General features: G+C 71.9%; 21 protein-coding genes and 1 riboswitch. Of the genes, 6 read left to right on the top strand and 15 right to left on the bottom strand.

All coding sequences use genetic code 11. From position 1 onward, the window contains the following. Positions 1-5: 5 nt before the first annotated feature. The 9 genes from AC0682_RS21400 to thrC form a co-directional block, all read right to left on the bottom strand. The gene (locus tag AC0682_RS21400) at positions 6-1,853 is read right to left on the bottom strand and encodes an ABC transporter ATP-binding protein (RefSeq protein WP_478534640.1); all 1,848 of its coding nucleotides are present in this window, start codon (positions 1,851-1,853) and stop codon (positions 6-8) included. Continuing rightward, positions 1,807-2,277 carry a lasso peptide biosynthesis B2 protein gene (locus AC0682_RS21395; protein WP_478534639.1) on the bottom strand — a complete coding sequence of 157 codons (471 nt, stop codon included), beginning with the start codon at positions 2,275-2,277 and terminating at the stop codon, positions 1,807-1,809. The genes AC0682_RS21400 and AC0682_RS21395 overlap by 47 nt, the downstream gene beginning before the upstream one ends. Further along, entirely contained in the window at positions 2,274-2,525 is a 252-nt protein-coding gene (locus AC0682_RS21390) for a lasso peptide biosynthesis PqqD family chaperone (RefSeq protein ID WP_478534638.1), read from the bottom strand. Before AC0682_RS21390 ends, AC0682_RS21395 begins: the two co-directional genes overlap by 4 nt. Further along, positions 2,522-4,513 (bottom strand): asparagine synthase-related protein, encoded by a 1,992-nt coding sequence (locus AC0682_RS21385; RefSeq protein ID WP_478534730.1) that lies wholly within the window; start codon positions 4,511-4,513, stop codon positions 2,522-2,524. The genes AC0682_RS21390 and AC0682_RS21385 overlap by 4 nt, the downstream gene beginning before the upstream one ends. A gap of 50 nt (positions 4,514-4,563) precedes the next feature. Continuing rightward, positions 4,564-4,695, bottom strand: a complete 132-nt coding sequence (locus AC0682_RS21380; protein ID WP_019762774.1) for a keywimysin-related RiPP — start codon at positions 4,693-4,695, stop codon at positions 4,564-4,566. Between the two features lie 878 nt (positions 4,696-5,573). Then, positions 5,574-7,196, bottom strand: coding sequence for a chaperonin GroEL (gene groL / locus AC0682_RS21375; protein ID WP_478534637.1), 1,623 nt, complete (start codon positions 7,194-7,196; stop codon positions 5,574-5,576). 323 nt (positions 7,197-7,519) lie between these two features. Beyond that, entirely contained in the window at positions 7,520-7,726 is a 207-nt protein-coding gene (locus tag AC0682_RS21370) for a cold-shock protein (RefSeq protein WP_003967346.1), read from the bottom strand. Between the two features lie 408 nt (positions 7,727-8,134). Next, complete coding sequence (locus tag AC0682_RS21365) at positions 8,135-8,413, bottom strand: MoaD/ThiS family protein (protein WP_018489029.1); 279 nt, start codon at positions 8,411-8,413, stop codon at positions 8,135-8,137. A 56-nt stretch (positions 8,414-8,469) separates the two neighbouring features. Then, entirely contained in the window at positions 8,470-9,765 is a 1,296-nt protein-coding gene (gene thrC, locus AC0682_RS21360; RefSeq protein ID WP_478534636.1) for a threonine synthase, read from the bottom strand. Positions 9,766-9,783: 18 nt separating this feature from the next. Continuing rightward, a riboswitch (SAM riboswitch) is annotated at positions 9,784-9,911 on the bottom strand. A gap of 153 nt (positions 9,912-10,064) precedes the next feature. On the opposite strand from thrC, the gene AC0682_RS21355 reads away from it, so the two are divergent. Both AC0682_RS21355 and AC0682_RS21350 read left to right on the top strand, forming a co-directional pair. Continuing rightward, on the top strand, positions 10,065-11,015 hold the full coding sequence (locus tag AC0682_RS21355) for a glucosyl-3-phosphoglycerate synthase (protein ID WP_478534729.1): 951 nt from the start codon (positions 10,065-10,067) through the stop codon (positions 11,013-11,015). Between the two features lie 63 nt (positions 11,016-11,078). Beyond that, positions 11,079-12,479 carry an alpha,alpha-trehalose-phosphate synthase (UDP-forming) gene (locus AC0682_RS21350; protein WP_478534635.1) on the top strand — a complete coding sequence of 467 codons (1,401 nt, stop codon included), beginning with the start codon at positions 11,079-11,081 and terminating at the stop codon, positions 12,477-12,479. A gap of 41 nt (positions 12,480-12,520) precedes the next feature. On the opposite strand, the gene otsB is transcribed toward AC0682_RS21350, so the two are convergent. The 3 genes from otsB to AC0682_RS21335 form a co-directional block, all read right to left on the bottom strand. Next, positions 12,521-13,372 (bottom strand): trehalose-phosphatase, encoded by an 852-nt coding sequence (otsB, locus tag AC0682_RS21345; protein WP_478534634.1) that lies wholly within the window; start codon positions 13,370-13,372, stop codon positions 12,521-12,523. A gap of 72 nt (positions 13,373-13,444) precedes the next feature. Continuing rightward, complete coding sequence (locus AC0682_RS21340; protein WP_478534633.1) at positions 13,445-13,708, bottom strand: DUF3263 domain-containing protein; 264 nt, start codon at positions 13,706-13,708, stop codon at positions 13,445-13,447. Positions 13,709-13,730: 22 nt separating this feature from the next. Then, positions 13,731-15,008: an ABC transporter substrate-binding protein gene (locus AC0682_RS21335; protein ID WP_478534632.1), complete on the bottom strand. Its 1,278-nt coding sequence runs from the start codon at positions 15,006-15,008 to the stop codon at positions 13,731-13,733. Positions 15,009-15,419: 411 nt separating this feature from the next. On the opposite strand from AC0682_RS21335, the gene AC0682_RS21330 reads away from it, so the two are divergent. The 3 genes from AC0682_RS21330 (at position 15,420) to AC0682_RS21320 (ending at position 18,694) form a co-directional block, all read left to right on the top strand. Beyond that, entirely contained in the window at positions 15,420-16,352 is a 933-nt protein-coding gene (locus AC0682_RS21330) for an ROK family protein (protein WP_478534631.1), read from the top strand. Beyond that, positions 16,352-17,509, top strand: coding sequence for an N-acetylglucosamine-6-phosphate deacetylase (nagA, locus tag AC0682_RS21325; protein WP_478534630.1), 1,158 nt, complete (start codon positions 16,352-16,354; stop codon positions 17,507-17,509). Before AC0682_RS21330 ends, nagA begins: the two co-directional genes overlap by 1 nt. 258 nt (positions 17,510-17,767) lie before the next feature. Further along, entirely contained in the window at positions 17,768-18,694 is a 927-nt protein-coding gene (locus AC0682_RS21320; protein WP_478534629.1) for a 1-phosphofructokinase family hexose kinase, read from the top strand. A gap of 114 nt (positions 18,695-18,808) precedes the next feature. On the opposite strand, the gene AC0682_RS21315 is transcribed toward AC0682_RS21320, so the two are convergent. Next, positions 18,809-19,813 (bottom strand): CBM35 domain-containing protein, encoded by a 1,005-nt coding sequence (locus AC0682_RS21315; protein WP_254812020.1) that lies wholly within the window; start codon positions 19,811-19,813, stop codon positions 18,809-18,811. Between the two features lie 144 nt (positions 19,814-19,957). Next, positions 19,958-21,610: a diguanylate cyclase CdgB gene (cdgB, locus tag AC0682_RS21310; RefSeq protein ID WP_254812021.1), complete on the bottom strand. Its 1,653-nt coding sequence runs from the start codon at positions 21,608-21,610 to the stop codon at positions 19,958-19,960. Between the two features lie 456 nt (positions 21,611-22,066). On the opposite strand from cdgB, the gene AC0682_RS21305 reads away from it, so the two are divergent. Continuing rightward, on the top strand, positions 22,067-22,573 hold the full coding sequence (locus AC0682_RS21305; RefSeq protein ID WP_478534728.1) for a flavin reductase family protein: 507 nt from the start codon (positions 22,067-22,069) through the stop codon (positions 22,571-22,573). A 179-nt stretch (positions 22,574-22,752) separates the two neighbouring features. Here the strand turns inward: AC0682_RS21305 and arfB are convergent, their stop codons facing one another. Then, positions 22,753-23,187 (bottom strand): alternative ribosome rescue aminoacyl-tRNA hydrolase ArfB, encoded by a 435-nt coding sequence (gene arfB, locus AC0682_RS21300; RefSeq protein ID WP_478534628.1) that lies wholly within the window; start codon positions 23,185-23,187, stop codon positions 22,753-22,755. Positions 23,188-23,199: the final 12 nt, after the last annotated feature.

The following is a 23,199-nucleotide window of genomic DNA, read 5'->3' as shown; positions in this document are numbered from 1 at the left end:
ACCTACTACGCCTCCGTCGCCGCGAGCTGCGTCGTCGCCAGTGCGCGGTAGAGGTCGTCCTCCGCCATCAGCTCCTCGTGCGTGCCCGCCGTGCGGACGCGGCCGTCCTCCAGGACCACGATGCGGTCGGCGTGGCGGACGGTGGAGAGGCGGTGGGCGATGACCAGCACCGTCGACTGCGCGGCCAGTTCGAGGATGACGTCACGCAGCGCCTGTTCGTTCACCGCGTCGAGCTGCGAGGTCACCTCGTCGAGGAGGAGCAGGCGCGGGCGGCGCAGCAGGGCGCGGGCGATGGCGATGCGCTGGCGTTCGCCGCCGGAGAGGGTGACGCCCCGGTGGCCGACCGCCGTGTCCAGGCCCTCGGGCAGCCGGGCGACCAGGGCGTCCAGACGGGTGCGGGTGACCGCCTCCGCCAACCGCTCCTCGGGGGCGTCGGGGGCCGCGAAGAGCAGGTTCTCACGCAGCGTGCCCGCCAGGACCGGGGCGTCCTGTTCCACGTACGCGAGCGAGGCGCGCAGCTCCGCCAAGGGCCAGTCCCTGATGTCCCGGCCGTCCAGCGCGATGGTCCCGGCGTCGTGGTCGTAGAACCGTTCCAGCAGGCTGAACACCGTCGACTTGCCCGCCCCCGACGGGCCCACCAGCGCCACCATCCCGCCGGCCGGGACCTCGAACGTGACGCCCTTGTGGGCGGGGGCGCGCTCGTCCCCGTACCCGAAGGTGACGTCCTGGAAGCTGACCCGCAGCGGGCCGCCGCCCTCCTTCGACCCGCCGGAGCCCTCCGCCGGTTCGCCGGGCAGCGACTCCACCTCGTCGATCCTCCGTACGGCGGCGAGGCCGCTCTGCAACCCCGTCCACCCCTCCACCAGGCCGCCGATCGGGCCCATCAGGTAGAAGAGGTAGAGCAGGAACGCGATCAGCGAGGAGATCTCCAGGGAGCCCGAGGCCACCCTCGCCCCGCCCACGCCCAGCACGGCCAGGAAGGCGAGCTGGATCGACATCATCATCGTGACGTCGGAGACCGACGACCACTTCGCCACCGACACACCCCGGTCGTGCGCGTGCCGGGCCGCCCGCGCGACCGCCGCCGCCTCCCGCTCCTCCGCACCGCTCGCCTTCACCGTGCGGAACGCCTGGAGCACCCGGTCCAGGGCCGCGCCCATCGCTCCCACGGACTCCTGCGCCCGGAGCTGCGCACGCTGGATACGCGGCATGAGCAGGGCGGTCACGGCCCCGATACCGACGATCACCACCAGCGTCACGCCCAGCAGCGTGAGGTCCATGTACGCCATGAACGCGACCGTCCCCAGCAGCATCAGCACACTGTTGAACGACTCGACCAGGCCACTGGAGAGGACCGTCCGCAGGAGGGTCGTGTCGCTGGTCACGCGGGACTGGAGGTCCCCCGGGGTGAGCCGGTCGACTGCCGGGACCTTCAAGCGCATGATGCGGCGGACCAGTTGGTCGCGCGCGTGGAGGACGACGCCCTCTCCCGTACGGGCCATGAGGTAGCGCCCGTACGCCGAGAGGCACGCGCCCGCGAGGACGAGCGCGGTGAGCGCGACGAGCGGGGCCAGGGGCGAGCGGTCGGCGGCGAACGCGTCGACCGCGTACTTCGCCATGAGCGGCATCGCCAGCCCGGCCGCCGACCCGGCGAGCGACAGCAGGCCCGCCCGGATCAGGACGCCCCGGTGGGGGCGGACCCGGGCGAGAAGCAGGCGGAGGGGCGACCGGAGGGAGGAGGGACCGGGCGCGCCCGCCCCGGAGGGCGGCCCGCTCCCCTCAGGCGCCCCGAGCCCTCCCGGCTCCTCAGGACTCCCGTCCGCCCCCGTCGCCGTCCCCGCCACCGCGCTCACCCGGAACCCCCTCGCGCACCGTCACCACCATCAGAGGACGCAGCTCGGCCGCTTCCGCCTGTTCGCCGACCGGGCGGCCCCCCGCCTCCACCCAAGCATGGGGCGAGAACGGCGGTGCCGTCCGGACCCCGGCGCACCAGTCGGGCCACACCCCCGACATCCGGCACGCCAGCGCGATGGCCACCGAGCGGGGCAGGCAGCCGTAACGGCCCGCGCAGCGGCGGCTGGTGGCGGTGACGGCCTCATACATCTCCAGCGTCTCGTCGTACGCCGCCGGGCGGGCGCCCTTGGCACAACGGGTCAACACCCGGCGCAGACGGCCCGGTTTGTAGCGGGCCAGCACGAAAGCGGCGGCGATCGCGGCCCGCAGCCGTACGCCACCGGGGCCCGCGCCCCGGCGGGGCATCGTCATCTCGGTGGTCATGGGCGCAGGATCTTCGCCTCGACGAGCCGACGGGTCAACTCGGCCACGTCCGACTCCGCCTCGGCCCGCTCGACGTCGAACTCCGCGAGGATCCGTTCGACGGCAGTCTCGGGGGCCTGTCCGGCGGCGAGGGTCTCGACCACGATCACGCCCGTGTCGTTCAACTGCCAGTAGCTGCCGTCCTTCTCGTCGAGCAGGACTCCGCCGTACTCGGTCGTCGTGACGGCGATGCCTTTTCTGAGCTTCACTGGGGCGCCTCGCTGGTCGTGGTCGTCACCTGGGCTTCGTGCCAGGCGTTCTCTGCTGTGCGGAGCCAGGTCTCCCCCGCCACGGTGGAGCTGATGGAGTGCTCGACCAGGACCGGCGAGAACGGTTCGGCCGCCAGCCGGAGCAGGTGTCGGGCGTCCACCAGGCCGTGCTCGGCCAGGCGGGAGCCGGTCCACAAGTCGGCCAGTTCGGCTGCGTGTTCGCGCAGTCCCTGGTGTTCGTCGGAGGACATGTGGTCCTTCGTCGTACGGGCCAGCAGCGCGTCCGGCACCACCCCGCGCATCGCCTCGACGAGCAGCGGCTTGTAGCGCCAGGGGCTGATCCGCTCCGGGAGGCGCACGGCGAGGGTGGCCTCCAGGACCCGGTCGTCGTAGAAGGGGGCCGCGACCGGCAGTCCGATCGTCATGCCGATGTCCTCCATCGCGTGGAAGTGCCGCGCCCCCATCCGTACCGCGTCGATGTCCACGTGCCGCCCCCGCCACCGGTCGATCGGCTCGGCCTGCTCGGCAGCCGTCCGGAACTCCTCGGTGATCAGGGCGCACGCGTGGTCGGTGAACCAGGGGCGCAGGGACTGGCGGACACCCCAGGAGAGCAGCGGGGTCCGGGTGACCGGCTGGGGTTCGGGGGTGACCGCGCCCGCCAGCCACTGGGGGAAGGTGGAGCGGTTCAGCAGGGCCTTGAGCGTCGGCAGCAGGGGCCAGCCGAGCTGGTGGCGGAGGCCGCTGAGGTGGTTCCAGGCGGTGAGGGGGTTGCCGTGGAAGAGGTCCTGGTAGGCGTGGGGCAGGCCGAGGAAGAGTTCGTCGCCGCCGTAGCCGGTGAGGTGGTAGCGCGATCCGGTGGCGTGGGCGCGGCTCAGGAGCAGGTGCGCGCGGGCCCGGCCGGGGGCGACGGGGAGCGGTTCGTCGTTCAGCTCGGCCGAGGTGGCGGTCAGGTCCGCATAGAAGTAGGGGGCGTCGGTGGCGGGGATGACGTGGTGGGCCAGGGTGGCTTCAGGGGTGCTGTGGTGGCCGGCTCCCGAGGCGCGCCGGGGGTCCGGGGCGGCTTCGGACGTGCTGGGCCCGCCCGGGGCCGTTCCCGAGGTGCTCCGGTTCGCCTCCTCCACCGCCCTCCTCGCCCACGTCTCGTCCTCGCTGTAGCGGTCCCGGGCGGCCACCGTCAGCAGGGAGAGCGCCTTCGGGGCCGTCGCGCGGGCGGCGAAGGCGAGGGCCGTGGAGTCGAGGCCGCCGGACAGCTCGCAGCTGATCCGGTCCAGGCCGCCGACATGGGCCCGTACGGAGGCGGCGACGGCGTCCCCGACCCGGCGGGCGCCCTCCGCCAGGGGGAGTTCCGGCGGCGGGGGCTCCCACCAGCGGTACTCGCGGGGGCCGGGGGCGGCGGCCGTGCCCGGTGCTGCGGCGGGCAGGGCCAGTCCGTACCCGGCCCCGGTCTCGTGCACGCCCCTCCACAGGGCGCGTCGGCTCAGGGGGTGGGGCAGGAAGTCGAGCATGCGCAGGGCCAGCGCGCCGTCGTCCAGGGGGGCGCCGGTCAGGTGGGCGAGGACGGCGGGGCGGTCGGACGCGATGGTCCCCGCCTGCGGGTGCCGGGCGTGGTGGATCCGGCGCAGCCCGGAGGCGGTGCCCCGGATCCAGGTCTCGCCGGAGAGCCGGGCGACCACGTGGTGCAGGCCGGGCAGCCGGGTGAGGCGCCGTTCCAGTCCGGTCCGGTCGCGGGCGCCCTCCAGGAGGCCGGCGAGCACGGCTTCGGGGACGCGGTCGGGGCCGATGAGCACGAGGGCGTCGTCGCCCCGGCCAAGGTGGCTGACCTTGCGGAACCCGGGGCGGGCGAGGACCCAGGGGCGGCCGGAGGGGTGCGGGACGGTCAGGGTGCCACCGCCCCCGTCCGCCTCCGTCGCGGGAAGCTGCCCGGCCACCGCGTGGCCCGCCACGCTGTCCGGCAGGACGACGAAGTAGTCACGCAGCAGGCCGGGCATCTTCACCTTTCGGAAGTTCTCACACCGTGCACGGGGAACCGGTCGGCGGTTCAGATGATGCGCCGGACCCAGTACTCCTTGTACGAGCCGTAGAAGTAACCGGCGGTCTTCTTCGAAAAGTCGCCCTGCTTGAACAGCGACGGCTTCATGTAGGCCTTCTTGGCCTTCTCCTGCTGCTTCATGACACCTTCCCTTCTGTGCGGTCGACGACCGTTATGCCCAACGTCTGTTCGCATAACTGGAGTTATTGGTGCGGCTGGTGTTCACCAGGTGATCACCAGAGCCATCATGTCCCGCTGCCGGACCGGTACGCGTGATTCCGACCTACCGAGCGAAGTTGGCCGGATAGCGCGAGCGGAGAAGGCGGGCCACGGCGGTCCGCACCGCCACGGAGGCGCCGACCGGTCGGCATGCGCAGTCGCACACCGGTGGGGCGGCCGGTCGGGGTGGACTGGACCAATGACCGGGCGGCGCGCCCCGGCCCGGGCGATGAGCTGCCAGGAGTTCGCGCCGGGCTCGGCGGAGCGGAGGAACCACCGGGTCGGGGCCCGGCGGCCTCCGTACCGGCCCTACCTCACGCCCGGTCGGTGCACCACCGGCACGGGTGAAACCGCTCGAACGTGTGGTGCCGTACGGGGTCGGGCACGGCAAGTAGCCATTCGGCCATGCCCGACCGCCCGTTCGGTTGCGCTCGGGGCCGCCCGGACACGCCGTGGGCCCCGTCCCCAGCCCGTCCGGGCCCACGCGGGCGCGCCGTGAGCCCTCAGGCGCGTTCGGCAGCGCCCCTCAGCGGGCCCGCGCCCCCTCGCGCACACCGGTCGTTCGCGCGTATCAGCCGCCCCCTACAGCCCCTTGGACCGCTGCCGCGTACCCGACGGTTCCCCATGGCCCGGTGCCGCATGATCCGGTTCCCCCATGGCCCCAGGCCGCCCCGGACACGCCACAGGGGCGGCACCTCCCGTGTGGGAGATACCGCCCCTGTGGGACGTGCCTGCGTACGCGGCGTACGTGACGTACCCGTCGTACGCGGAACCTCGATCGACCGGCGGACCGGAACCGATCAGAAGTCCATGTCACCGCCCGGCATGCCACCCGGGGCGGCCGCGCCGGCCTTCTCGGGCTTGTCGGCGATGACGGCCTCGGTGGTGAGGAAGAGCGCGGCGATGGAGGCGGCGTTCTGCAGGGCGGAGCGCGTGACCTTCGCCGGGTCGAGAATGCCCTCGGCGATCATGTCGACGTACTCACCCGTCGCGGCGTTGAGGCCGTGACCGATCGGCAGGTTGCGGACCTTCTCCACGACGACGCCGCCCTCAAGACCACCGTTGACGGCGATCTGCTTGAGCGGGGCCTCCAGCGCGAGCTTCACGGCGTTGGCGCCGGTCGCCTCGTCGCCCGTGAGGTCGAGCTTCTCGAAGACGGCCGAGGCCTGGAGCAGAGCCACGCCACCACCGGCGACGATGCCCTCCTCGACGGCGGCCTTGGCGTTGCGCACCGCGTCCTCGATGCGGTGCTTGCGCTCCTTGAGCTCCACCTCGGTGGCGGCGCCGGCCTTGATGACGGCCACGCCGCCGGCCAGCTTCGCGAGGCGCTCCTGGAGCTTCTCGCGGTCGTAGTCCGAGTCGGAGTTCTCGATCTCCGCGCGGATCTGGTTGACGCGGCCCTGGACCTGGTCGCTGTCACCGGCACCGTCGACGATCGTCGTCTCGTCCTTGGTGATGACGACCTTGCGGGCGCGGCCGAGCAGGTCGATGCCGGCGTTCTCCAGCTTGAGGCCGACCTCCTCGGAGATCACGGTGCCGCCGGTGAGGATGGCGATGTCCGCGAGCATGGCCTTGCGGCGGTCGCCGAAGCCCGGGGCCTTGACGGCGACGGACTTGAACGTGCCCTTGATCTTGTTGACGACCAGGGTGGAGAGCGCCTCGCCCTCGACGTCCTCGGCGATGATCAGCAGCGGCTTGCCCGACTGCATGACCTTCTCCAGCAGCGGGATCAGGTCCTTGACGCTGCCGACCTTCGAGTTGACGATCAGGATGTACGGGTCGTCGAGCGACGCCTCCATACGCTCCATGTCGGTGGCGAAGTAGGCCGAGATGTAGCCCTTGTCGAAGCGCATACCCTCGGTGAGCTCCAGCTCCAGACCGAAGGTCTGGGACTCCTCGACGGTGATGACGCCTTCCTTGCCGACCTTGTCCATCGCCTCGGCGATCTTCGCGCCGATCTCGGTGTCGGCGGCGGAGATGGAGGCGGTCGAAGCGATCTGCTCCTTGGTCTCCACGTCCTTGGCCTGCTCCAGCAGAGCGGCGGAGACGGCCTCGACGGCCTTCTCGATGCCCCGCTTGAGGGCCATCGGGTTGGCGCCCGCGGCGACGTTGCGCAGACCCTCGCGGACGAGAGCCTGGGCGAGGACGGTGGCGGTGGTCGTACCGTCGCCGGCGACGTCGTCCGTCTTCTTGGCGACCTCCTTGACCAGCTCCGCACCGATCTTCTCGTACGGGTCCTCGAGCTCGATCTCCTTGGCGATGGAAACACCATCGTTGGTGATCGTGGGCGCGCCCCACTTCTTCTCGAGGACGACGTTGCGGCCCTTGGGGCCGAGGGTGACCTTGACGGCGTCGGCGAGCTGGTTCATCCCGCGCTCGAGACCGCGCCGTGCCTCCTCGTCGAACGCGATGATCTTGGCCATGTGAAGTGGTCCTCCCGGACAGGGGTGGATTGCTCCGGACCGAGAGGCGCCCGCGACGGACGGCCTGCGTGCGTGGTGGTTCCTTGCCCCACCGCGCCTGCGGGCCTCACCGGCCCGGTCCAAGTTCTGTCACTCTCACCTGGAGAGTGCTAATGCCAATGATTAGCACTCGACCCCCGAGAGTGCAAGCGCCTTCGACGAGTGCCGGTCATGCGGCGCCCACCCGGTCACGGGTCGGTCCGGGCGCGCGCAGGGCCCGATCCCCTGGTCCGGGGGTCGGGCCCTACGTGCGTGAGTAGTGACGGCGGACGGCCGCGCCGGGCTCAGCCGACGGCGAGCTTGACCATGTCTGCCTGGGGCCCCTTCTGGCCCTGCGAGATCTCGAATTCAACTCGCTGACCCTCTTCGAGGGTGCGGTACCCGTCCATCTGGATCGCGCTGTAGTGGACGAAAACATCCGCACCACCGTCGACCGCGATGAAGCCGTACCCCTTCTCCGCGTTGAACCACTTGACGGTGCCCTGAGCCATGCCTAACTCCCCTATAACTGGCCCTTGCACGGGACCGCACTTCGCGGCCCCGGGTCGGAACTCACCCTCCGACAGGAGAGGGTGCGCAGCGCCGCAGCGCGTCGACCGCGGCTGAATGTATCCGCCCAACTGCCCTCTGCAACAGGTCAATCGGACGAGAATTCTGGGCGCGGCCGAGCGCCCGAATATGCGGGATTGCTGAAATTTACGGGCAAGTCGGGCCAGGCAAAGGCCACTTATGCCTCAAGGGGTTCACGCACTTTGGCTGCTTCTTATCGGTCCGGGCGCATTCTCATATGCGGGCGGCGCGTGCAGCGAAGGGGGTTTCCCCAACTGTACCGCGCTCAACCATGCAGAATTGCCCCCTCCGCCCTGCGGGGCGGAGGGGGCAATGGTGTGCGTGCGGGCTCAGCAGCCGCCGGCCACGGCCGGGATGATCGAGATGCCGGCGCCGTCCGGCGTGGCCGCGTCCAGGCCGCCCTCGAAGCGCACGTCGTCGTCGTTGACGTACACGTTCACGAAGCGGCGCAGCTTGCCCTGGTCGTCCAGGACACGGGCGGCGATGCCCGGGTGGTCCTTCTCCAGGGACTCGATGACCTCGGCGAGCGTGGCGCCCTCGGCCGGGACCTCGGCCTGGCCGCCGGTGTACGTACGGAGGATGGTGGGGATGCGGACCTTGACGCTCATGGTGGTGCCCTTCTTGCTTCGGACTCGGCGGGCCCGGTCTGCTCGGACCCGGTGGGTCAGGCGGAGGCGAGGCCCGCGGCGCGGAACGCGTCCAGGCTCGGCTTGATGGTGGCCGTCGCCTGCGAGGTCGCGGAGACCGCGTCGAGCGTCTTGAGCCCGTCACCGGTGTTCAGGACGACGGTGGTGAGCGCCGGGTCGATCGCACCGGCCTCGATCAGCTTCTTCGTCACGCCGACCGTCACGCCGCCCGCCGTCTCACCGAAGATGCCCTCGGTGCGCGCCAGCAGCTTGATCGCGTCGACGACCTGCTCGTCGGTCACGTCCTCCACCGCGCCGCCCGTGCGGCGGGCGATGTCCAGGACGTACGGGCCGTCCGCCGGGTTGCCGATGGCCAGCGACTTGGCGATGGTGTTCGGCTTCTGGGGGCGGACCACGTCGTGTCCGGCCTTGAAGGCGGCGGAGACCGGGGAGCAGCCCTCGGCCTGGGCGCCGAAGATCTTGTACGGCTTGTCCTCGACCAGGCCGAGCCGGATCAGCTCCTGGAACCCCTTGTCGATCTTCGTCAGCTGGGAGCCGGACGCGATCGGGACGACGATCTGGTCGGGCAGCTTCCAGCCGAGCTGCTCGCAGATCTCGTACGCCAGGGTCTTGGAGCCCTCGCCGTAGTAGGGGCGCAGGTTGACGTTGACGAAGCCCCAGCCCTCGCCCAGGGGGTCCCCGATCAGCTCGGAGCAGAAGCGGTTCACGTCGTCGTAGTTGCCCTCGATGCCGACCAGTTCGCCGCCGTACACCGCGGCCATGACGACCTTGCCCTGCTCCAGGTCGTGCGGGATGAACACGCAGGAGCGCAGCCCGGCGCGGGCGGCGGCGGCGCCGACGGCACCGGCCAGGTTGCCCGTGGAGGAGCAGGAGAGGGTGGTGAATCCGAAGGCGCGGGCGGCCTCGACGGCGATCGCGACGACGCGGTCCTTGAAGGAGTGCGTCGGGTTGCCGGAGTCGTCCTTGACGTACAGGCCGCCGGTGACGCCCAGCTCGCGGGCGAGGTTGTCGGCCTTGACCAGCTTGGTGAAGCCGGGGTTCAGGTTGGGCTTGTCGGCCACGTCGGCGGGGACCGGCAGCAGCGGGGCGTAGCGCCAGATGCTGTTCGGTCCGGCCTCGATGCGCTTGCGCAGGGCCTCCGGGTCACCGGCCGGCAGGTCGTACGCCACTTCCAGCGGCCCGAAACAGGACGCGCAGGCGAAAAGGGGGCCGAGGTCGAAACGCTCGCCGCACTCGCGGCAGGAAAGCGCCACAGCGGGACCGAGGTCCACGGCAGCGGTGGTGGCGTTTCCTGCGATGGTCTGAACAGCCATGATGGCGGAGGCCCTTTCTCCTCATCTTCCTCGCAGCGCATTTCGCCGCAAGACGGAATTGGCACCTTCCCCACCGTGACCTCGCGGTCGGCAGGAGGGTTGCCGGGACTTCAACGGGCCGTTCCCTCAGTCCCTCTGGATGAGCTCTGTGGCACCGGATCTTCGATCCAGGCGTTTGTGTGACGACGGACCCCGACATGCGACGGTGGTCCGCGTTGTTCAAGACTGTAACCGAAGGACGGGACGGTTGAGATAGTCGTCCGAACGGCGAGATGGATCACACGCAGGGAGTTCAGACCGTGCTCGAAGAGGTGGAACGCTGGCTGACCAGGCGGTCCTGGTCGGCCGCCGACCGCCCGCTGGACCGGCTCCTCGACGCCCGGACCGCCGAACCGCACCGCACCTCGGTGAGTGTGGTGCTGCCCGCGCTGAACGAGGAGGCCACGGTCGGCGCGATCGTGGCGACGATCCGGCGGGAGCTGATGGAGAAGGTCCGGCTGGTGGACGAACTGGTGGTGATCGACTCCGGCTCCACCGACTCCACCGCCGCCGTCGCCCGCGACGCGGGCGCCCGGGTGGTCCACCGGGACACGATCCTGCCCCGGATGCCGGCCGTGCCGGGCAAGGGCGAAGTGCTCTGGCGATCACTCCTGGTGACCAGTGGGGAGATCGTCTGCTTCGTCGACGCGGACCTCAGGGACTTCTCGGCGGACTTCGTCTCGGGGACGGTCGGCCCGCTGCTCACCGATCCGGCGGTCCGGTTCGTCAAGGCGATGTACGACCGTCCGCTCGACGGCACCGCAGGCCAGGGCGGTCGCGTCACCGAGCTGGTGGCCCGCCCGCTGCTCAATCTGCACTGGCCGCAGCTGGCCGGATTCGTGCAGCCGCTGGGCGGCGAGTACGCGGTGCGGCGCTCGCTGCTGGAGCGGCTGCCCTTCCCGGTCGGTTACGGAGTGGAGCTGGGGCTCCTGGTCGACGCGCTGCACACCGTGGGGCTGGACGCGCTGGCCCAGGTGGATGTGGGCGTGCGGCGCCACCGCCACCAGGACGGGCAGGCGCTGGGACGGATGGCGGCGGCGATCTACCGCACGGCGCAGCTGCGGCTCTCCCGGGGCCATCTGGTGCGGCCCGCGCTGACGCAGTTCGAGCGGGGCGCGGAGGGGTTCGTGCCGCGCACCCATGCGGTGGACACGGAGGAGCGGCCGCCGATGCGGGAGATCGCGGAGTACGCGGAGCGGTGGGCGGCGTGAGCGCGGTGGGCGGTCCTGCGGACGCGCGTTTGGCGGCTTCCCTCACGGGCTAGGTTCCGCTACATGGTCACCGAGCATGCCGAAGCCACCGCCCCTTCCACCGCCCAGGTCCTCGTCGCGTCCAACCGCGGCCCCATCACGTACACGCTCGGCGAGGACGGGACACTCGACGCCAAGCGCGGCGGCGGGGGTCTCGTCTCCGGGCTGAGCGCCGTCGACGACAAGCTGTGGGTCTGCGCGGCCCTCGGGGACGGCGACCGCGAGGCGGTGCGGCGCGGGGTCGGCGAGCCGGGCGTGCGGATGCTGGACATCGACCCCGAGGTGCACGCCGACGCGTACAACGGCATCGCCAACTCCGTGCTGTGGTTCGTCCACCATCTGCTGTACCAGACACCCGTGGAGCCGGTCTTCGACGCCGAGTTCCGGCGGCAGTGGGCCGCGTACGAGGCGTACAACCGGGCCTTCGCCGAGGCGCTGGCGCAGGAGGCCGGACCGGAGGCGGCGGTCCTCGTGCAGGACTACCACCTGGCCCTGGTCCCCGGGATGCTCCGCGAGCTGCGCCCGGACCTGCGGATCGGCCACTTCTCGCACACTCCGTGGGCCCCGGTGGACTACTTCCGGCTGCTGCCCGACGACATCGGCGAGCAGCTGCTGCGGGGCATCCTCGGCGCGGACCGGGCCGCGTTCCTGACCCGGCGGTGGGCGGACGCGTTCATCGGCTGCTGCACGGAGATCCTCGGCGGGACGGGCCGGACCCGGATCGGGGTGCACGGGCTGGGGGCGGACGCGGACTTCCTGCGCCGACGCTCACGCGAGGCGGACGTGGACGAGCGGATGGCGGCGCTGCGGGAGCAGGTGGGCGAGGGCAGGAAGACGATCGTGCGGGTGGACCGCACGGAGCTGTCGAAGAACATCGTGCGTGGCCTGCACGCCTACCGGGCCCTGCTGGAGGCCCACCCCGAGTGGCGTGAGCGCGTGGTCCACGTGGCCTTCGCCTACCCCTCCCGCCAGGACCTCGCGGTCTACCGGGACTACACCGCGGCGGTGCAGTCCCTCGCCACGGAGATCAACGGAGCGTACGGGAACGAGAGTTGGACACCCGTCGTCCTCCACGTGAAGGACGACTTCGCCCGCTCGCTCGCCGCCTACCGACTGGCGGACGTCGCCCTGGTCAACCCGATCCGCGACGGGATGAACCTGGTCGCCAAGGAGGTCCCCGTCGTCTCCGACCACGGCTGCGCGCTGGTGCTGTCCCGGGAGGCAGGGGCGTACGAGGAGCTGGGCGCGGACGCGCTCGTGGTGAACCCGTACGACGTGGCGGGCACGGCACAGGCGCTGCACGAGGCCCTGTCGATGGGCACCGAGGAGCGGACGGGCCGCACGAAGCGGCTGGCGGAGGCGGCGACCGCGCTCCCGCCGCAGCAGTGGTTCCTGGACCAGCTGGAGGCGCTGCGGCAGGAGTGAGCCGGGCCGCTCGCGGCACCTGCGCCGCCTGCGGTCACAGTTCAGAGGCGGTCCGCCAAGGCCGCCAGGAAGTCGACCACGGCGGCAGGGCCGGGTACCGACAGGTCGGCGCGCTCGGCCAGTTCGGGCACCTCGGCGCTGCCGCTGCACACCAACAGCCCCGGGATTCGCCCCGCGCCCGCGCCGCGCAGCTTCTCCACGGTGGCGAAGGCGGCGAGGTCCCCCAGGTCGTCGCCCGCGTACAGCACGGAGGCGGCGCCCACCTCCCGTACGTACTCCGCGAGCGCGACGCCCTTGTCCATGCCCGGCGGGCGCAACTCCAGGACCTGGCGGCCGGGTTCCAGGACCAGCCCGTGGCGGGCGGCCAGCTCGCCGAGGGGGCCGCGCAGGGTCTCGAAGGCTGCCTGCGGGTCGTCGGCGCGGCGGGTGTGGACGGCGACGGCCCGGCCCTTCTCCTCGATCCAGGTGCCGTGCCAGGAGTCGAACCCGTGCAGGACACCGGGGAGTTCGGCCCGCGCCTCGGCCACACCGGGGTGCGGGGCGGGTGCGTTCACCGTGCCGGTGGCGGCGTCCCAGCGCTCGGCGCCGTAGTGGCCGAGGACGACGAGGTGGTCAAGGCCGGGGACGCCAGCGAAGCCGCCGTACCGCACGGCCACGTCTGCGGGGCGGCCGGTGATCACGGCGATCGAGGCGACCTTGGGGGCGAGCGCGGCCAGGGCCTCGGCGGCGCCGGGATGGGCGCGGGCCTGCTCGGGGTCGGGGACGATGTCGGCGAGCGTGCCGTCGAAGTCCAGAGCGACGACCGCGCGGTCGGGCCGCGCCAGGATGGCCTCCAGGCCCTCCCGTCCGGCCGGGGTGGTCGGGGTCGGCAGATGTGCGGGGTGGCTGCCCATGGGGTGAGCGTAGCAATCCGGCCCCTGCGGCGTTCGAGGAGCGGGGGCGCGGGGCAGCGCCCCCGGTGGCCGTCAGCGTCTCCCCCGCCGCTCCTCCTTCAGGCGGCGCAGGCGGTTCACCGTGACCGGGTCCTCCCGCAGCGCCCGCTCGTCCTCGATCAGCGCGTTGAGGAGCTGGAAGTACCGCACCGGGGACATCCCCAGCTCCTCCCGGATCGCCCGTTCCTTCGCTCCGGGCCCCGCCCAGGACCTCCGCTCCAGCGCGAGCACCGCCCGCGCCCGGTCGGACAGCTCAGCGGGAGCGGAGGGCGCGGGCTCGACGTCGGGATCGGTCATACGACCAACCTAACCGCGCCCCCTACTCCGCGCTCTCCGCCCGCGACGCCTCGGCCGCTATCGAGCCGAGCACCCGCTCCGGGCTGCCGCCGGGGGCGACCGCCTCACCGATGTTCTTCTTGATCGACTCGCTCACCGTCGCCCAGGACGTCTTGCCGAAGGGGGGCAGCTGGGAGTTGGGCAGCGCCGCCAGGAACTCGCGCAGCTTCACGTGCTTGTTGTCGGTCTCCATCTCGGCGGAGGCGCTGCCGGTCACCGGGAGGAGGTCGTACTCGTCGGCGAAGGCCAGGACGTTCTCGTCGGAGTAGGCGTAGTCGAAGAACTTGCCGATCGCCTGCCGGTTGCCGTTCTGCTTGAAGCCCATCATCCAGTCCGCGACGCCCATCGACCCCTTGGTCGGGCCCTCGGCGCCGGGCAGCGGCACCATGCCGACCTTGACGCCCTTGGCCTCGGCCTCCTCCATCAGCGTCGGGTGGCCGTTGAGCATGCCGACCTCGCCCTTGGTGAACGCCTCGAAGGCCTTCGCGCGGTCCAGCTTGCCCGGGGCGACGGGGCCGGTGAGGCCCTTGCCGACGAGGTTGTCCCGGAGCCAGGTGAAGGTGGCGATGTTCTGGGCCGAGTCGATGTCGTACAGGCCGACGTCGTCCACGTAGCCGCCGTTGTTGCTGAGCAGCCACATCAGGGTCTCGGCCTGGGACTCCTCCTGGCCGAGCGGCAGGGCGAAGGGGTACTTGACGCCCTTGGCCTTGAGCGCGGCGGCGCCGGTCTGGATGTCGTCCCAGGTCTGGGGGGCCTCCAGGCCCGCCTGGCCGAAGAGTTTCTCGTTGTAGAAGAGCAGCCGGGTGCTGGCGACGAACGGGAGCCCGTACAGCGTGCCGTCGACCTTGCCCGCGTCCGTGAGGGAGGGCAGGAAGTTGGCCTGGGTGCGGATGGCGAGCATCTGGTCGGCGCTGTAGAGCTTGTCGGCCTTGGCGTAGTCCGCGTACGCGCCGATCTGGGCGATGTCGGGGGCCTTGCCCTCCTTGACCATCTCCGCGACCTTGCGGTCCACGTCCTTCCAGGAGAAGACGTTGACCTCGACCTTGATGCCGGGGTTCGCCTTCTCGAAGCCGGCCACGAGACCGCTCCAGTACTTCTCGGAGCTGTTGGCGGCGCTCGTGCCGTAGTCGGCGGCGACCAGCTTCAGGGTGACGTCGCCCGTGCCGCTGTCCTCTCCGCAGCCCGACAACGTTGCCGTCATACCCAGCGCGGCAACCACCGCGGTCAGAACCGTAAAGCGCCGCTGCACAGCCTCGCCCATCCTCGTTGATACGCCACCTGGTCACGGACGGTGGCGCGGCGTCACTGTGCGGGACCTCTCGTGGGTCGGCCGCGGCGCCGCCACCCGTCCTTCCACCGTCCGGGTGAACAGCGATTTTCCCCCACGCCGGAGGGGGAGGTCTACACCACCGGAGTATCGCTTCGGCAACGTATACGGGCCGCGGAGGCCACAACTGGCTTACACGGTCTGGCAGTCGGGACCCCGAACCCGTATCTTGGTCCAGACCATTGGACGGGCGGAGCCCTGTCGCGGGCACATCACTGGTGTCCATTTCGCCACTTTCCATAGGAAAGCGTCCCGGCACCCCTCGTTCATCATTTTGTATGGATGCGCAACAAACCACGCTAGTGGACTAGACCTTTTAGGGGTCGGCGGGCGAAACTGTCTCCCGTGAGACATGTCATCGCCCTCGATGTGGGCGGCACCGGAATGAAGGCCGCGCTGGTCGGGACCGACGGCACGCTGCTGTACGAGGCGCGGCGGGCCACCGGCCGGAAGCGCGGCGCCGACGCGGTCGTCGAGACCATCCTCGCGTTCGCCGCGGAGCTGCGCGCGCACGGCGAGGAGCACTTCGGCGAGAGGGCCGTCGCCGCCGGGGTCGCCGTGCCCGGCATCGTCGACGCCGAGAAGGGGATCGCGGTCTACTCCGCCAACCTGGGCTGGCGCGACGTACCGATGCGCGCCCTGCTCGGTGAGCGGCTCGGCGGGGTCCCGGTCGCCCTCGGCCACGACGTCCGCACCGGAGGGCTCGCCGAGGGCCGCATCGGCGCCGGGCGGGGCGCCGACCGCTTCCTGTTCATGCCGCTGGGCACCGGGATAGCCGGGGCCATCGGCATCGGGAGCACCATCGAGGCGGGCGCCCACGGGTACGCGGGGGAGATCGGCCACATCGTGGTCCGCCCCGACGGCCCCCAGTGCCACTGCGGGCAGCGCGGCTGTCTGGAGACCCTGGCCTCCGCCTCCGCGGTGACCCGGGCCTGGGCCGCCGCGTCCGGCGACCCGGAGGCGGACGCCGCGGACTGCGCCAAGGCCGTCGAGTCCGGCGATCCGGCGGCGGTAGCCGTCTGGCGGGACGCGGTCGACGCGCTCGCCGCCGGGCTGGTCACCGCCCTCACCCTGCTGGATCCGCGCACGCTCATCATCGGTGGCGGGCTGGCGGAGGCCGGGGAAACCCTGTTCACACCACTGCGTGCGGCCGTCGAGGAACGCGTCACGTTCCAGAAGCTGCCCGACATCGTCCCGGCGGCCCTCGGGGACACCGCCGGATGCCTGGGCGCGGGGCTGCTCGCCTGGGATCTACTCTCCACGGAGGTTTCCGCCTGATGGCCGGACGCGCAGCAGACAGCACCGTCCTCGCGGGCGCCCGGGTGGTCCTTCCCACCGGGACCGTGGAGGACGGCCGGGTGACCGTCGAGTCCACCCGGATCTCCGGCACCGCGCCCGAGGACGCCCGGGTCGTCGATCTCAGCGGCCACTGGGTGGTCCCCGGCTTCGTCGACATGCACAACCACGGCGGCGGCGGTGCCTCCTTCACCTCGGGCACCGCGGACCAGGTCCTCGACGGCATCCGCACGCACCGCGAGCACGGCACCACCACCCTGGTCGGCTCCATGGTCACCGGCGAGACGGGCTTCCTCGCCCGGCAGGCCGGGATCCTCTCCGAGCTGGTCGAACAGGGCGACCTGGCCGGACTCCACTTCGAGGGCCCCTTCATCTCGCCCTGCCGCAAGGGCGCCCACAGCGAGGACCTGCTGCGCGACCCGGCCCCGGCCGATGTCCGCAAGCTGGTCGACGCCGGGCGCGGCACCGTCCGGATGATGACCCTCGCCACCGAGCTGCCCGGCGGCATCGACTCCGTACGGCTCCTCGCCGACCTCGGGGTGATCGCCGCGATCGGCCACACCGACGCCACGTACGCGCAGACCGTCGAGGCGATCGAGGCGGGCGCCACCGTCGCCACGCACCTGTTCAACGCGATGCCCCCCATCGCCCACCGCGAGCCCGGCCCGATCACCGCGCTCCTGGAGGACGACCGCATCACCGTCGAGCTGATCAACGACGGCACGCATCTGCACCCGGCGGTCCTGGAGATGGCCTTCCGCCACAAGGGCGCCGAGCGGGTCGCGCTGATCACCGACGCGATGGACGCGGCGGGCTTCGGTGACGGGGAGTACCAGCTCGGCCCGCTCGCCGTCTCGGTCACCGACGGGGTGGCGCGGCTGGTGGAGGGCGGCTCCATCGCGGGCTCCACCCTCACCCTGGACACCGCGTTCCGCCGGGCCGTCACCATCGACCGGATCCCGGTGGAGGACGTCGTACGGTCCATCTCGGCGAACCCCGCCCGCCTCCTCGGCGTCGACGACCGGGTCGGTTCGCTGGAGCCGGGCAAGGACGCGGACCTGGTGGTGCTCGACGAGGACTTCGTCCTGGCGGGCGTCATGCGCAAGGGCGAGTGGATCATCGAGCCGAAGACGGCGTGAGGGCCCGCCCTCCGAAGGACGCCGGGGGAGAGCGAAGCGCCTTCGCGGAGCTACGAGCGGCTTTCGCGGGACCCTCGCGGGGCACGTAACGAAGAGATGGCGGTCGGGACCGAGGACTGGGCCCGGCCGCCCTCCCTTTGGCATGATCAACAGGCTCGTACCACCGGGCGCGGGCCGGCGGGCGGATACCCGGCGGTGCGGCGCGTCGGCGGCCGGGGCGAACGACAGTGCGACGGATCGAGGGAGGGGCCGGACCACGTGATACTGACCGTCACGCTGAACACCGCGCTCGACGTGACCTACACCGTCGACGCGCTCGTCCCGCACCGCAGCCACCGGGTCGGCGAGGTCGTCGAACGCCCCGGCGGCAAGGGCCTCAACGTCGCCCGGGTGCTGGGCGCGCTGGGCCACGACACCGTGGCCACCGGCTTCGTCGGCGGGGCCACCGGAGCCGTCCTGCGCGACCTCCTCGCACCGCTCCCGCCGCGCGACGCGCTCGTCCCGATCGCCGGGAACACCCGCCGCACGCTCGCGGTCACCGACCGGTCGACCGGCGACACCACCCAGCTCAACGAGCCCGGACCGCCGGTCGGCGCCGCCGAGTGGGCCGCCTTCCTGCGCACGTACGGGGAGCTGGTCGCGGACGCCGACGCGGTCGCGCTCTGCGGTTCGCTGCCGCCCGGCATCCACGTCGGGGCGTACGCGGAGCTGATCCGGATCGCCCGCGCCGCCGCCGTACCGGTCCTCCTGGACACCAGCGGCGAACCCCTGCGCCGGGGCATCGCCGCCCGCCCCGACCTGGTCAAGCCGAACACGGAGGAGCTGGCCCAGCTGACCGGCTTCCGCGAACCGCTGCGCGCCGCCCGGGACGCCCGCCGCCGCGGGGCGCACGCGGTGATCGCCTCCCTGGGCCCCGACGGCGTCCTCGCCGACACCCCGGAGGGCGGCTGGCGGGCCGCCCCGCCGACGCCCGTACGCGGCAACCCGACCGGAGCGGGCGACTCCGCGGTGGCCGGGCTGCTCTCCGCCCTGGTCGAGGGGCTCGACTGGCCCGGACGCCTGTCCCGCGCGGTGGCCCTGTCGACGGCGACGGTCCTGGCCCCGACCGCCGGCGAGTTCGACGCGGCGGCCTACGCGGAGCTGCTGCCGCGCGTGACGGTGGAGCCGTACGCCGCCACGTCCTGACCCGCCCGCGCCAGGGCCCCGGCCGCCTGCGCCCGTCCGGCCACCGGCCCGAACAACCGGAACGGCCCGTCGAAGGACTCGACGGGCCGCCACGGAGCATCGCTACCGAAAGCTCTACTTCTGCGTGACTTCCAGCCAGTCGAGGACCACGTCGCACTGGTTGCCGTCCTCGCACGAGATCTTGATCTCGTTCTCGCCCTTCTTGAGATCGACCGGCGCCCAGGTGGTCTGCCAGTTCTTCTCCAGGTTCGGGTCCGAGGAGTTGATGAAGTTCTTCAGCCCGATCGGCTGGGAGTTCGGCTTCCCGTTGACCGTCAGGGTGGCGTTGGCGTCGACGGCCGGGATGGCGTAGCGCACGGTGAGGCGGTAGGAGCCCTCGGTCGGCATGTTCGCCTTCCAGGTCACCGAGGAGCCGACGTTGTTGAACCCGGTGACGTACGTGCCGTTGACCCCCTGGGCCCCTTCGACCGAGCTCTCCACCGTGGTGGAGCCGCCCAGCGTCAGCGTCGCGGCGTCCTGCTTCGGCAGTTCGATCGGGGCCGGGGTCTCCTCGGGCTTCTTCTCCGGCTCCTTCGCTTTGTCGGACTCCTTCACCTCACCGGCGGGGCCTCCCGAGGACGAGGCCTCGTCCTTCCTGTCCTTGTCGCCGTCGTTGCCCGAGAGCAGCGCGGCGCCGATGCCGATGAGGACGACCGCGACCACGGCGACCGCCGCGATCAGCAGCGCCTTGGTGTTGGGGCCGCCCCGGCCGCCGGAACCGCCGCCGTCCTGCGCCGGGCCGCGGTGCGCGGCGGGCGCGCCGCCCGGGTAGGTCTCGGGAGCGGCGTACTGCGGGTTGGGCTGGTGGTACTGGGGGGCGGGCTGCTGGCCGTAGGCCTGCGGGGGCGGATAGCCGTACCCGGGCTGCGGGGGGACCTGCTGCTGCCCGTACTGACGCTCGCCGACGGCCCGCACCTGGTTGTACGACGTCCGGGGCACGCCCGGCTGCGCGGCCGGACCCGGGTAGCCGTAGCCGCCCTGTCCGGGCGGCTGGGCGCCCGCCGCCTGTCCGTCCGCGTACAGGTAGCCGAACGGATCGTCGTCCTCGGGCTTGCTCGCGCCGTTGTTCCCGGCCGTCATCCCTGGGTCACTCCTCACCATCTCGCCAGCCGTCGCCGACCGGCCGAGCCTACCTCGAACGGAGCACGGTCCGAATGACGATCATCCACCGGACAGATCCGGCGGAAGGGGTACGGGGTAGGGGCAGGGCCGGGCACATGAACGTCAGCCGGCCCTGCGGTGAACCTTGGAGCGCGCCCGCTTCTCGACGTACATCCGCTGGTCGGCGGAGCGCAGGACCTCCTCCACGCTCATCCCGCACTCGGCCCAGCCGATGCCGAAGCTCGCCCCGACCCGGACAGCGCGCCCGTCGACCCTGATCGGCGGAATAATGGCATTTCGCAGACGTACGGCCAGGTCAGCGGCGTCCGCCGCCCCGAGGCCGTCCGCGAGAACGACGAATTCGTCACCTCCGAGCCGGGCGACCGTGTCGCCGTCCCGGACACAGTGGGACAGCCGCCGCGCGACCTCGATGAGCACCGCGTCACCCGTGTGGTGCCCGAAGCGGTCGTTGATGGACTTGAAGCCGTCGAGGTCGCAGAAGAGGACCGCGAGCCCCTTCGTCCCGTCGTCGTGCTCCGCGTCGGGGGCGAGGGCGTGCACATGGTGGTCGTAGAGTCCGCCGGGTGCCGCCTCCCCCTCGTACCCGTCGGACTGGTAGCTGTGGGTGAGCGACGACTCGACGTCCCCGTAGGCCGCGTCCAGTGCCTCGATCGCGGTCGCCGCCGGGGAGTGCGGGCGCTCGCAGAGCCGGGCGCCGATGCGGGACTTCAGCTCGGCGCTGTTGGGCAGGCCGGTGAGCGCGTCGTGCGAGGCGCGGTGGGCGAGGTTCAGCTCATGGCGCTTGCGCTCCTCTATGTCCTCGACGTGGGTGAGGAGGAAGCGCGGGCCGTCGGCGGTGTCCGCGACGACGGAGTTGCGCAGGGAGACCCAGAGGTACGTGCCGTCCCGGCGGCTCAGCCGCAGCTCCGCCCGGCCGCCCTCGGCGGAGGTGCGCAGCAGGGTGCCGATGTCCTCGGGGTGGACGAGGTCGGCGAAGGAGTAGCGGCGCAGCACGGAGGCGGGGCGGCCGAGCAGTCGGCACAGGGCGTCGTTGGTGCGCAGCAGCCGGCCGTGCTGGTCGCCGCCCATCTCCGCGATGGCCATGCCGCTGGGCGCGTACTCGAAGGCCTGGCGGAAGGACTCCTCGCTGGCCCGCAGCGCCTGCTGCTCGCGCTCCAGCCGGACGAGCGCGCGCTGCATGTTTGCTCGCAGGCGGGCGTTGCTGATCGCAATGGCGGCCTGGGAGGCGTACATCTGGAGCGCCTCGCGCCCCCACGCGCCGGGGCGGCGCCCGTTGCGCGGCCGGTCGACGGATATGACCCCCAGGAGGTCCCTGCCGCCCCCGGAGGCGTACATCGGGGCGTAGAGGCGGTCCAGCGGGTGCCACTCGTCCTCGAACCGGGGCTCGGGCCCCTCCGTGTGCCACTGCGGTACGTCGTCGTCGAGCAGGACCCAGCCCTCGGTGTGCGGGATGAACCTCAGCTGGTCCCAGGCCTCGCCCATGGAGAGCCGGCGCTCCCAGGAGGCGCGGGAGCCGACGCGGCCGGTGATCAGGGCCTCGGCGGCGGCGTTGCCCGCGAAGGCGGCGATGACGAGGTCGCCGTCGGGCCGGACCAGGTTGACGCAGCCCAGCTCGTAGCCGAGACCGGTGACGATGCCGTCCGCCACGGTCTGCAGTGTGTCCGCCAGACTCCGCGCCGTGTTGAGATCAGCGACGGCCTGGTGCAGCTGCCGCATGGTCGCAAGGCGGACGTAGGGTTCCGACTCGGCCTCCATTGCTCGCACTCCCCGAGACCTCGACAGCAACTCCAGGTTTCATATCGACGTACTTGTTGCAGTGTCACGGCCACTGAATCACAGTGAGCTGTGCACCCGGTACACAGGGTCAGCAGAAAATGGACTCTGTGACTCAAGTCACAACAGATGGTTCAGGGGTCGGGGGTGACTGTTCGGGCGTTCCATCGTTTCCCTGGCGCAAATTCGGCCATGCTCGCCCCGGGTGTTTCGGCCACTCTCCGAGGTCCGGACACAGCTCCGGCCACCGTCTTCGGTGTCGGCGGCCGCACGGCGTCGGCGCACCGCACCGGCCCACGCCCCCGGTCCTAGGACCGGCCGGGGCGGGCCTGGTCCCCTGGCCCGATGCGGCGTCCGGCAGGGCGCGGCTAGCGTTCCGGTGTGTTCCAGAAGACTCCCGCCACCCCGCGCCCCGAGACCGTCCCGCATGCTGAGGGGGTGAGCAACGACGAGTTCCGCGCAGCACTCGCGCGGCTGGCCGCCGGAGTGGTGCTGGTCACCGCCCAGGAGCCGCCGCTCGACGAGGACGGCCGCGGCGAGGACGTCGGGATGACGGCCACCGCCTTCATGTCCGTCTCCCTGGACCCGCCGCTGGTGATGGTGAGCCTGCGCAACGGCTCCCGGATGGACGACCTGCTCGACGAGCAGCCCCTGTGGGCCGTCTCCGTGCTGGCGGCCGGCCAGCGCCACATCGCGGGGCGGTTCGCCATGAAGGGCCGGATCAGCGACCGGCTGCTCTTCCAGGACCTGGCGTACGCACGGGGCGGGGTGAGCCACGCGCCCCTGATCGGCGGGGCGCTGGCGACCCTGGAGTGCCGCACGGAGCAGCGTGTGGTCGCCGGTGACCACACGCTGGTGATCGGGCGCGTACTGACGGCGGAACTGCCGAGCCCGGAGGGCGAGCCACTGACGTACTTCAAGGGGCGTTACCGGCAGTTGGGGTGATACGACTCCCTCCGCCCCTCCGGTGGCCGCGCCGGAGGCAGTGGGGGCTGCGGGGTGGCGGGCACTGCGGGGCAGCGCAGGCGCTGCGAGGCGCCCCAGGAACGACGGAGCATCCCAGGTACCGCACTACGGAGTAGCCCGGGCGCCGCGGAAGAGCGGTGGCCATGGTGCGGCGGCGGCTACCAGTCGCGGCCCGAGCGCCCGCGCTTGGTCTCGCCGCGCTGCTTCTTCTCGCGCAGCCTGCGCTCGTTGATCCCGCGCGGGACCTTCCGCTTGACGCGCGGTCTGGGCGGCGGCGCGGTGGCCTCGGCGAGGAGCGCGGCGAGCCGGACGGCGGCCGTCTCGCGGTTGCGCCACTGGGAGCGGTGCTCGGACGCCCGTACGGAGACGACTCCGCCCACCAGCCTCCCCGCCAGGCGCTCCAGCGCCCGCGCCTTCCACACCTCCGGGAGAGCGTCGGTCGCGGCGAGATCGAAGCGCAGCTCCACCTGGGAGTCGCTGGTGTTGACGTGCTGGCCGCCGGGCCCGGAGGAGCGCGAGAAACGCCACATGAGCTCGGCCTCCGGCAGGGAGACCGAGCCGCGGATGACATAGGGCCCGGACATGACACCCATGTTCCCTGTTCC

The organism is Streptomyces sp. NPDC043746, from assembly GCF_056436485.1.
Note: the sequence above shows the minus strand (reverse complement) of the source record. Positions and strands in the feature narration are given on the sequence as shown.

Bases quoted from the DNA above. Each gene is read 5' to 3' on its own strand.
- AC0682_RS21395 (WP_478534639.1), bottom strand. From the start codon at position 2,277: ATGACCACCGAGATGACGATGCCCCGCCGGGGCGCGGGCCCCGGTGGC.
- AC0682_RS21385 (WP_478534730.1), bottom strand. From the start codon at position 4,513: ATGCCCGGCCTGCTGCGTGACTACTTCGTCGTCCTGCCGGACAGCGTG.
- AC0682_RS21380 (WP_019762774.1), bottom strand. From the start codon at position 4,695: ATGAAGCAGCAGGAGAAGGCCAAGAAGGCCTACATGAAGCCGTCGCTG.
- groL (WP_478534637.1), bottom strand. From the start codon at position 7,196: ATGGCCAAGATCATCGCGTTCGACGAGGAGGCACGGCGCGGTCTCGAG.
- AC0682_RS21370 (WP_003967346.1), bottom strand. From the start codon at position 7,726: ATGGCTCAGGGCACCGTCAAGTGGTTCAACGCGGAGAAGGGGTACGGC.
- AC0682_RS21365 (WP_018489029.1), bottom strand. From the start codon at position 8,413: ATGAGCGTCAAGGTCCGCATCCCCACCATCCTCCGTACGTACACCGGC.
- thrC (WP_478534636.1), bottom strand. From the start codon at position 9,765: ATGGCTGTTCAGACCATCGCAGGAAACGCCACCACCGCTGCCGTGGAC.
- AC0682_RS21350 (WP_478534635.1), top strand. From the start codon at position 11,079: ATGGTCACCGAGCATGCCGAAGCCACCGCCCCTTCCACCGCCCAGGTC.
- otsB (WP_478534634.1), bottom strand. From the start codon at position 13,372: ATGGGCAGCCACCCCGCACATCTGCCGACCCCGACCACCCCGGCCGGA.
- AC0682_RS21340 (WP_478534633.1), bottom strand. From the start codon at position 13,708: ATGACCGATCCCGACGTCGAGCCCGCGCCCTCCGCTCCCGCTGAGCTG.
- AC0682_RS21335 (WP_478534632.1), bottom strand. From the start codon at position 15,008: ATGGGCGAGGCTGTGCAGCGGCGCTTTACGGTTCTGACCGCGGTGGTT.
- nagA (WP_478534630.1), top strand. From the start codon at position 16,352: ATGGCCGGACGCGCAGCAGACAGCACCGTCCTCGCGGGCGCCCGGGTG.
- AC0682_RS21315 (WP_254812020.1), bottom strand. From the start codon at position 19,813: ATGACGGCCGGGAACAACGGCGCGAGCAAGCCCGAGGACGACGATCCG.
- cdgB (WP_254812021.1), bottom strand. From the start codon at position 21,610: ATGGAGGCCGAGTCGGAACCCTACGTCCGCCTTGCGACCATGCGGCAG.
- arfB (WP_478534628.1), bottom strand. From the start codon at position 23,187: ATGGGTGTCATGTCCGGGCCCTATGTCATCCGCGGCTCGGTCTCCCTG.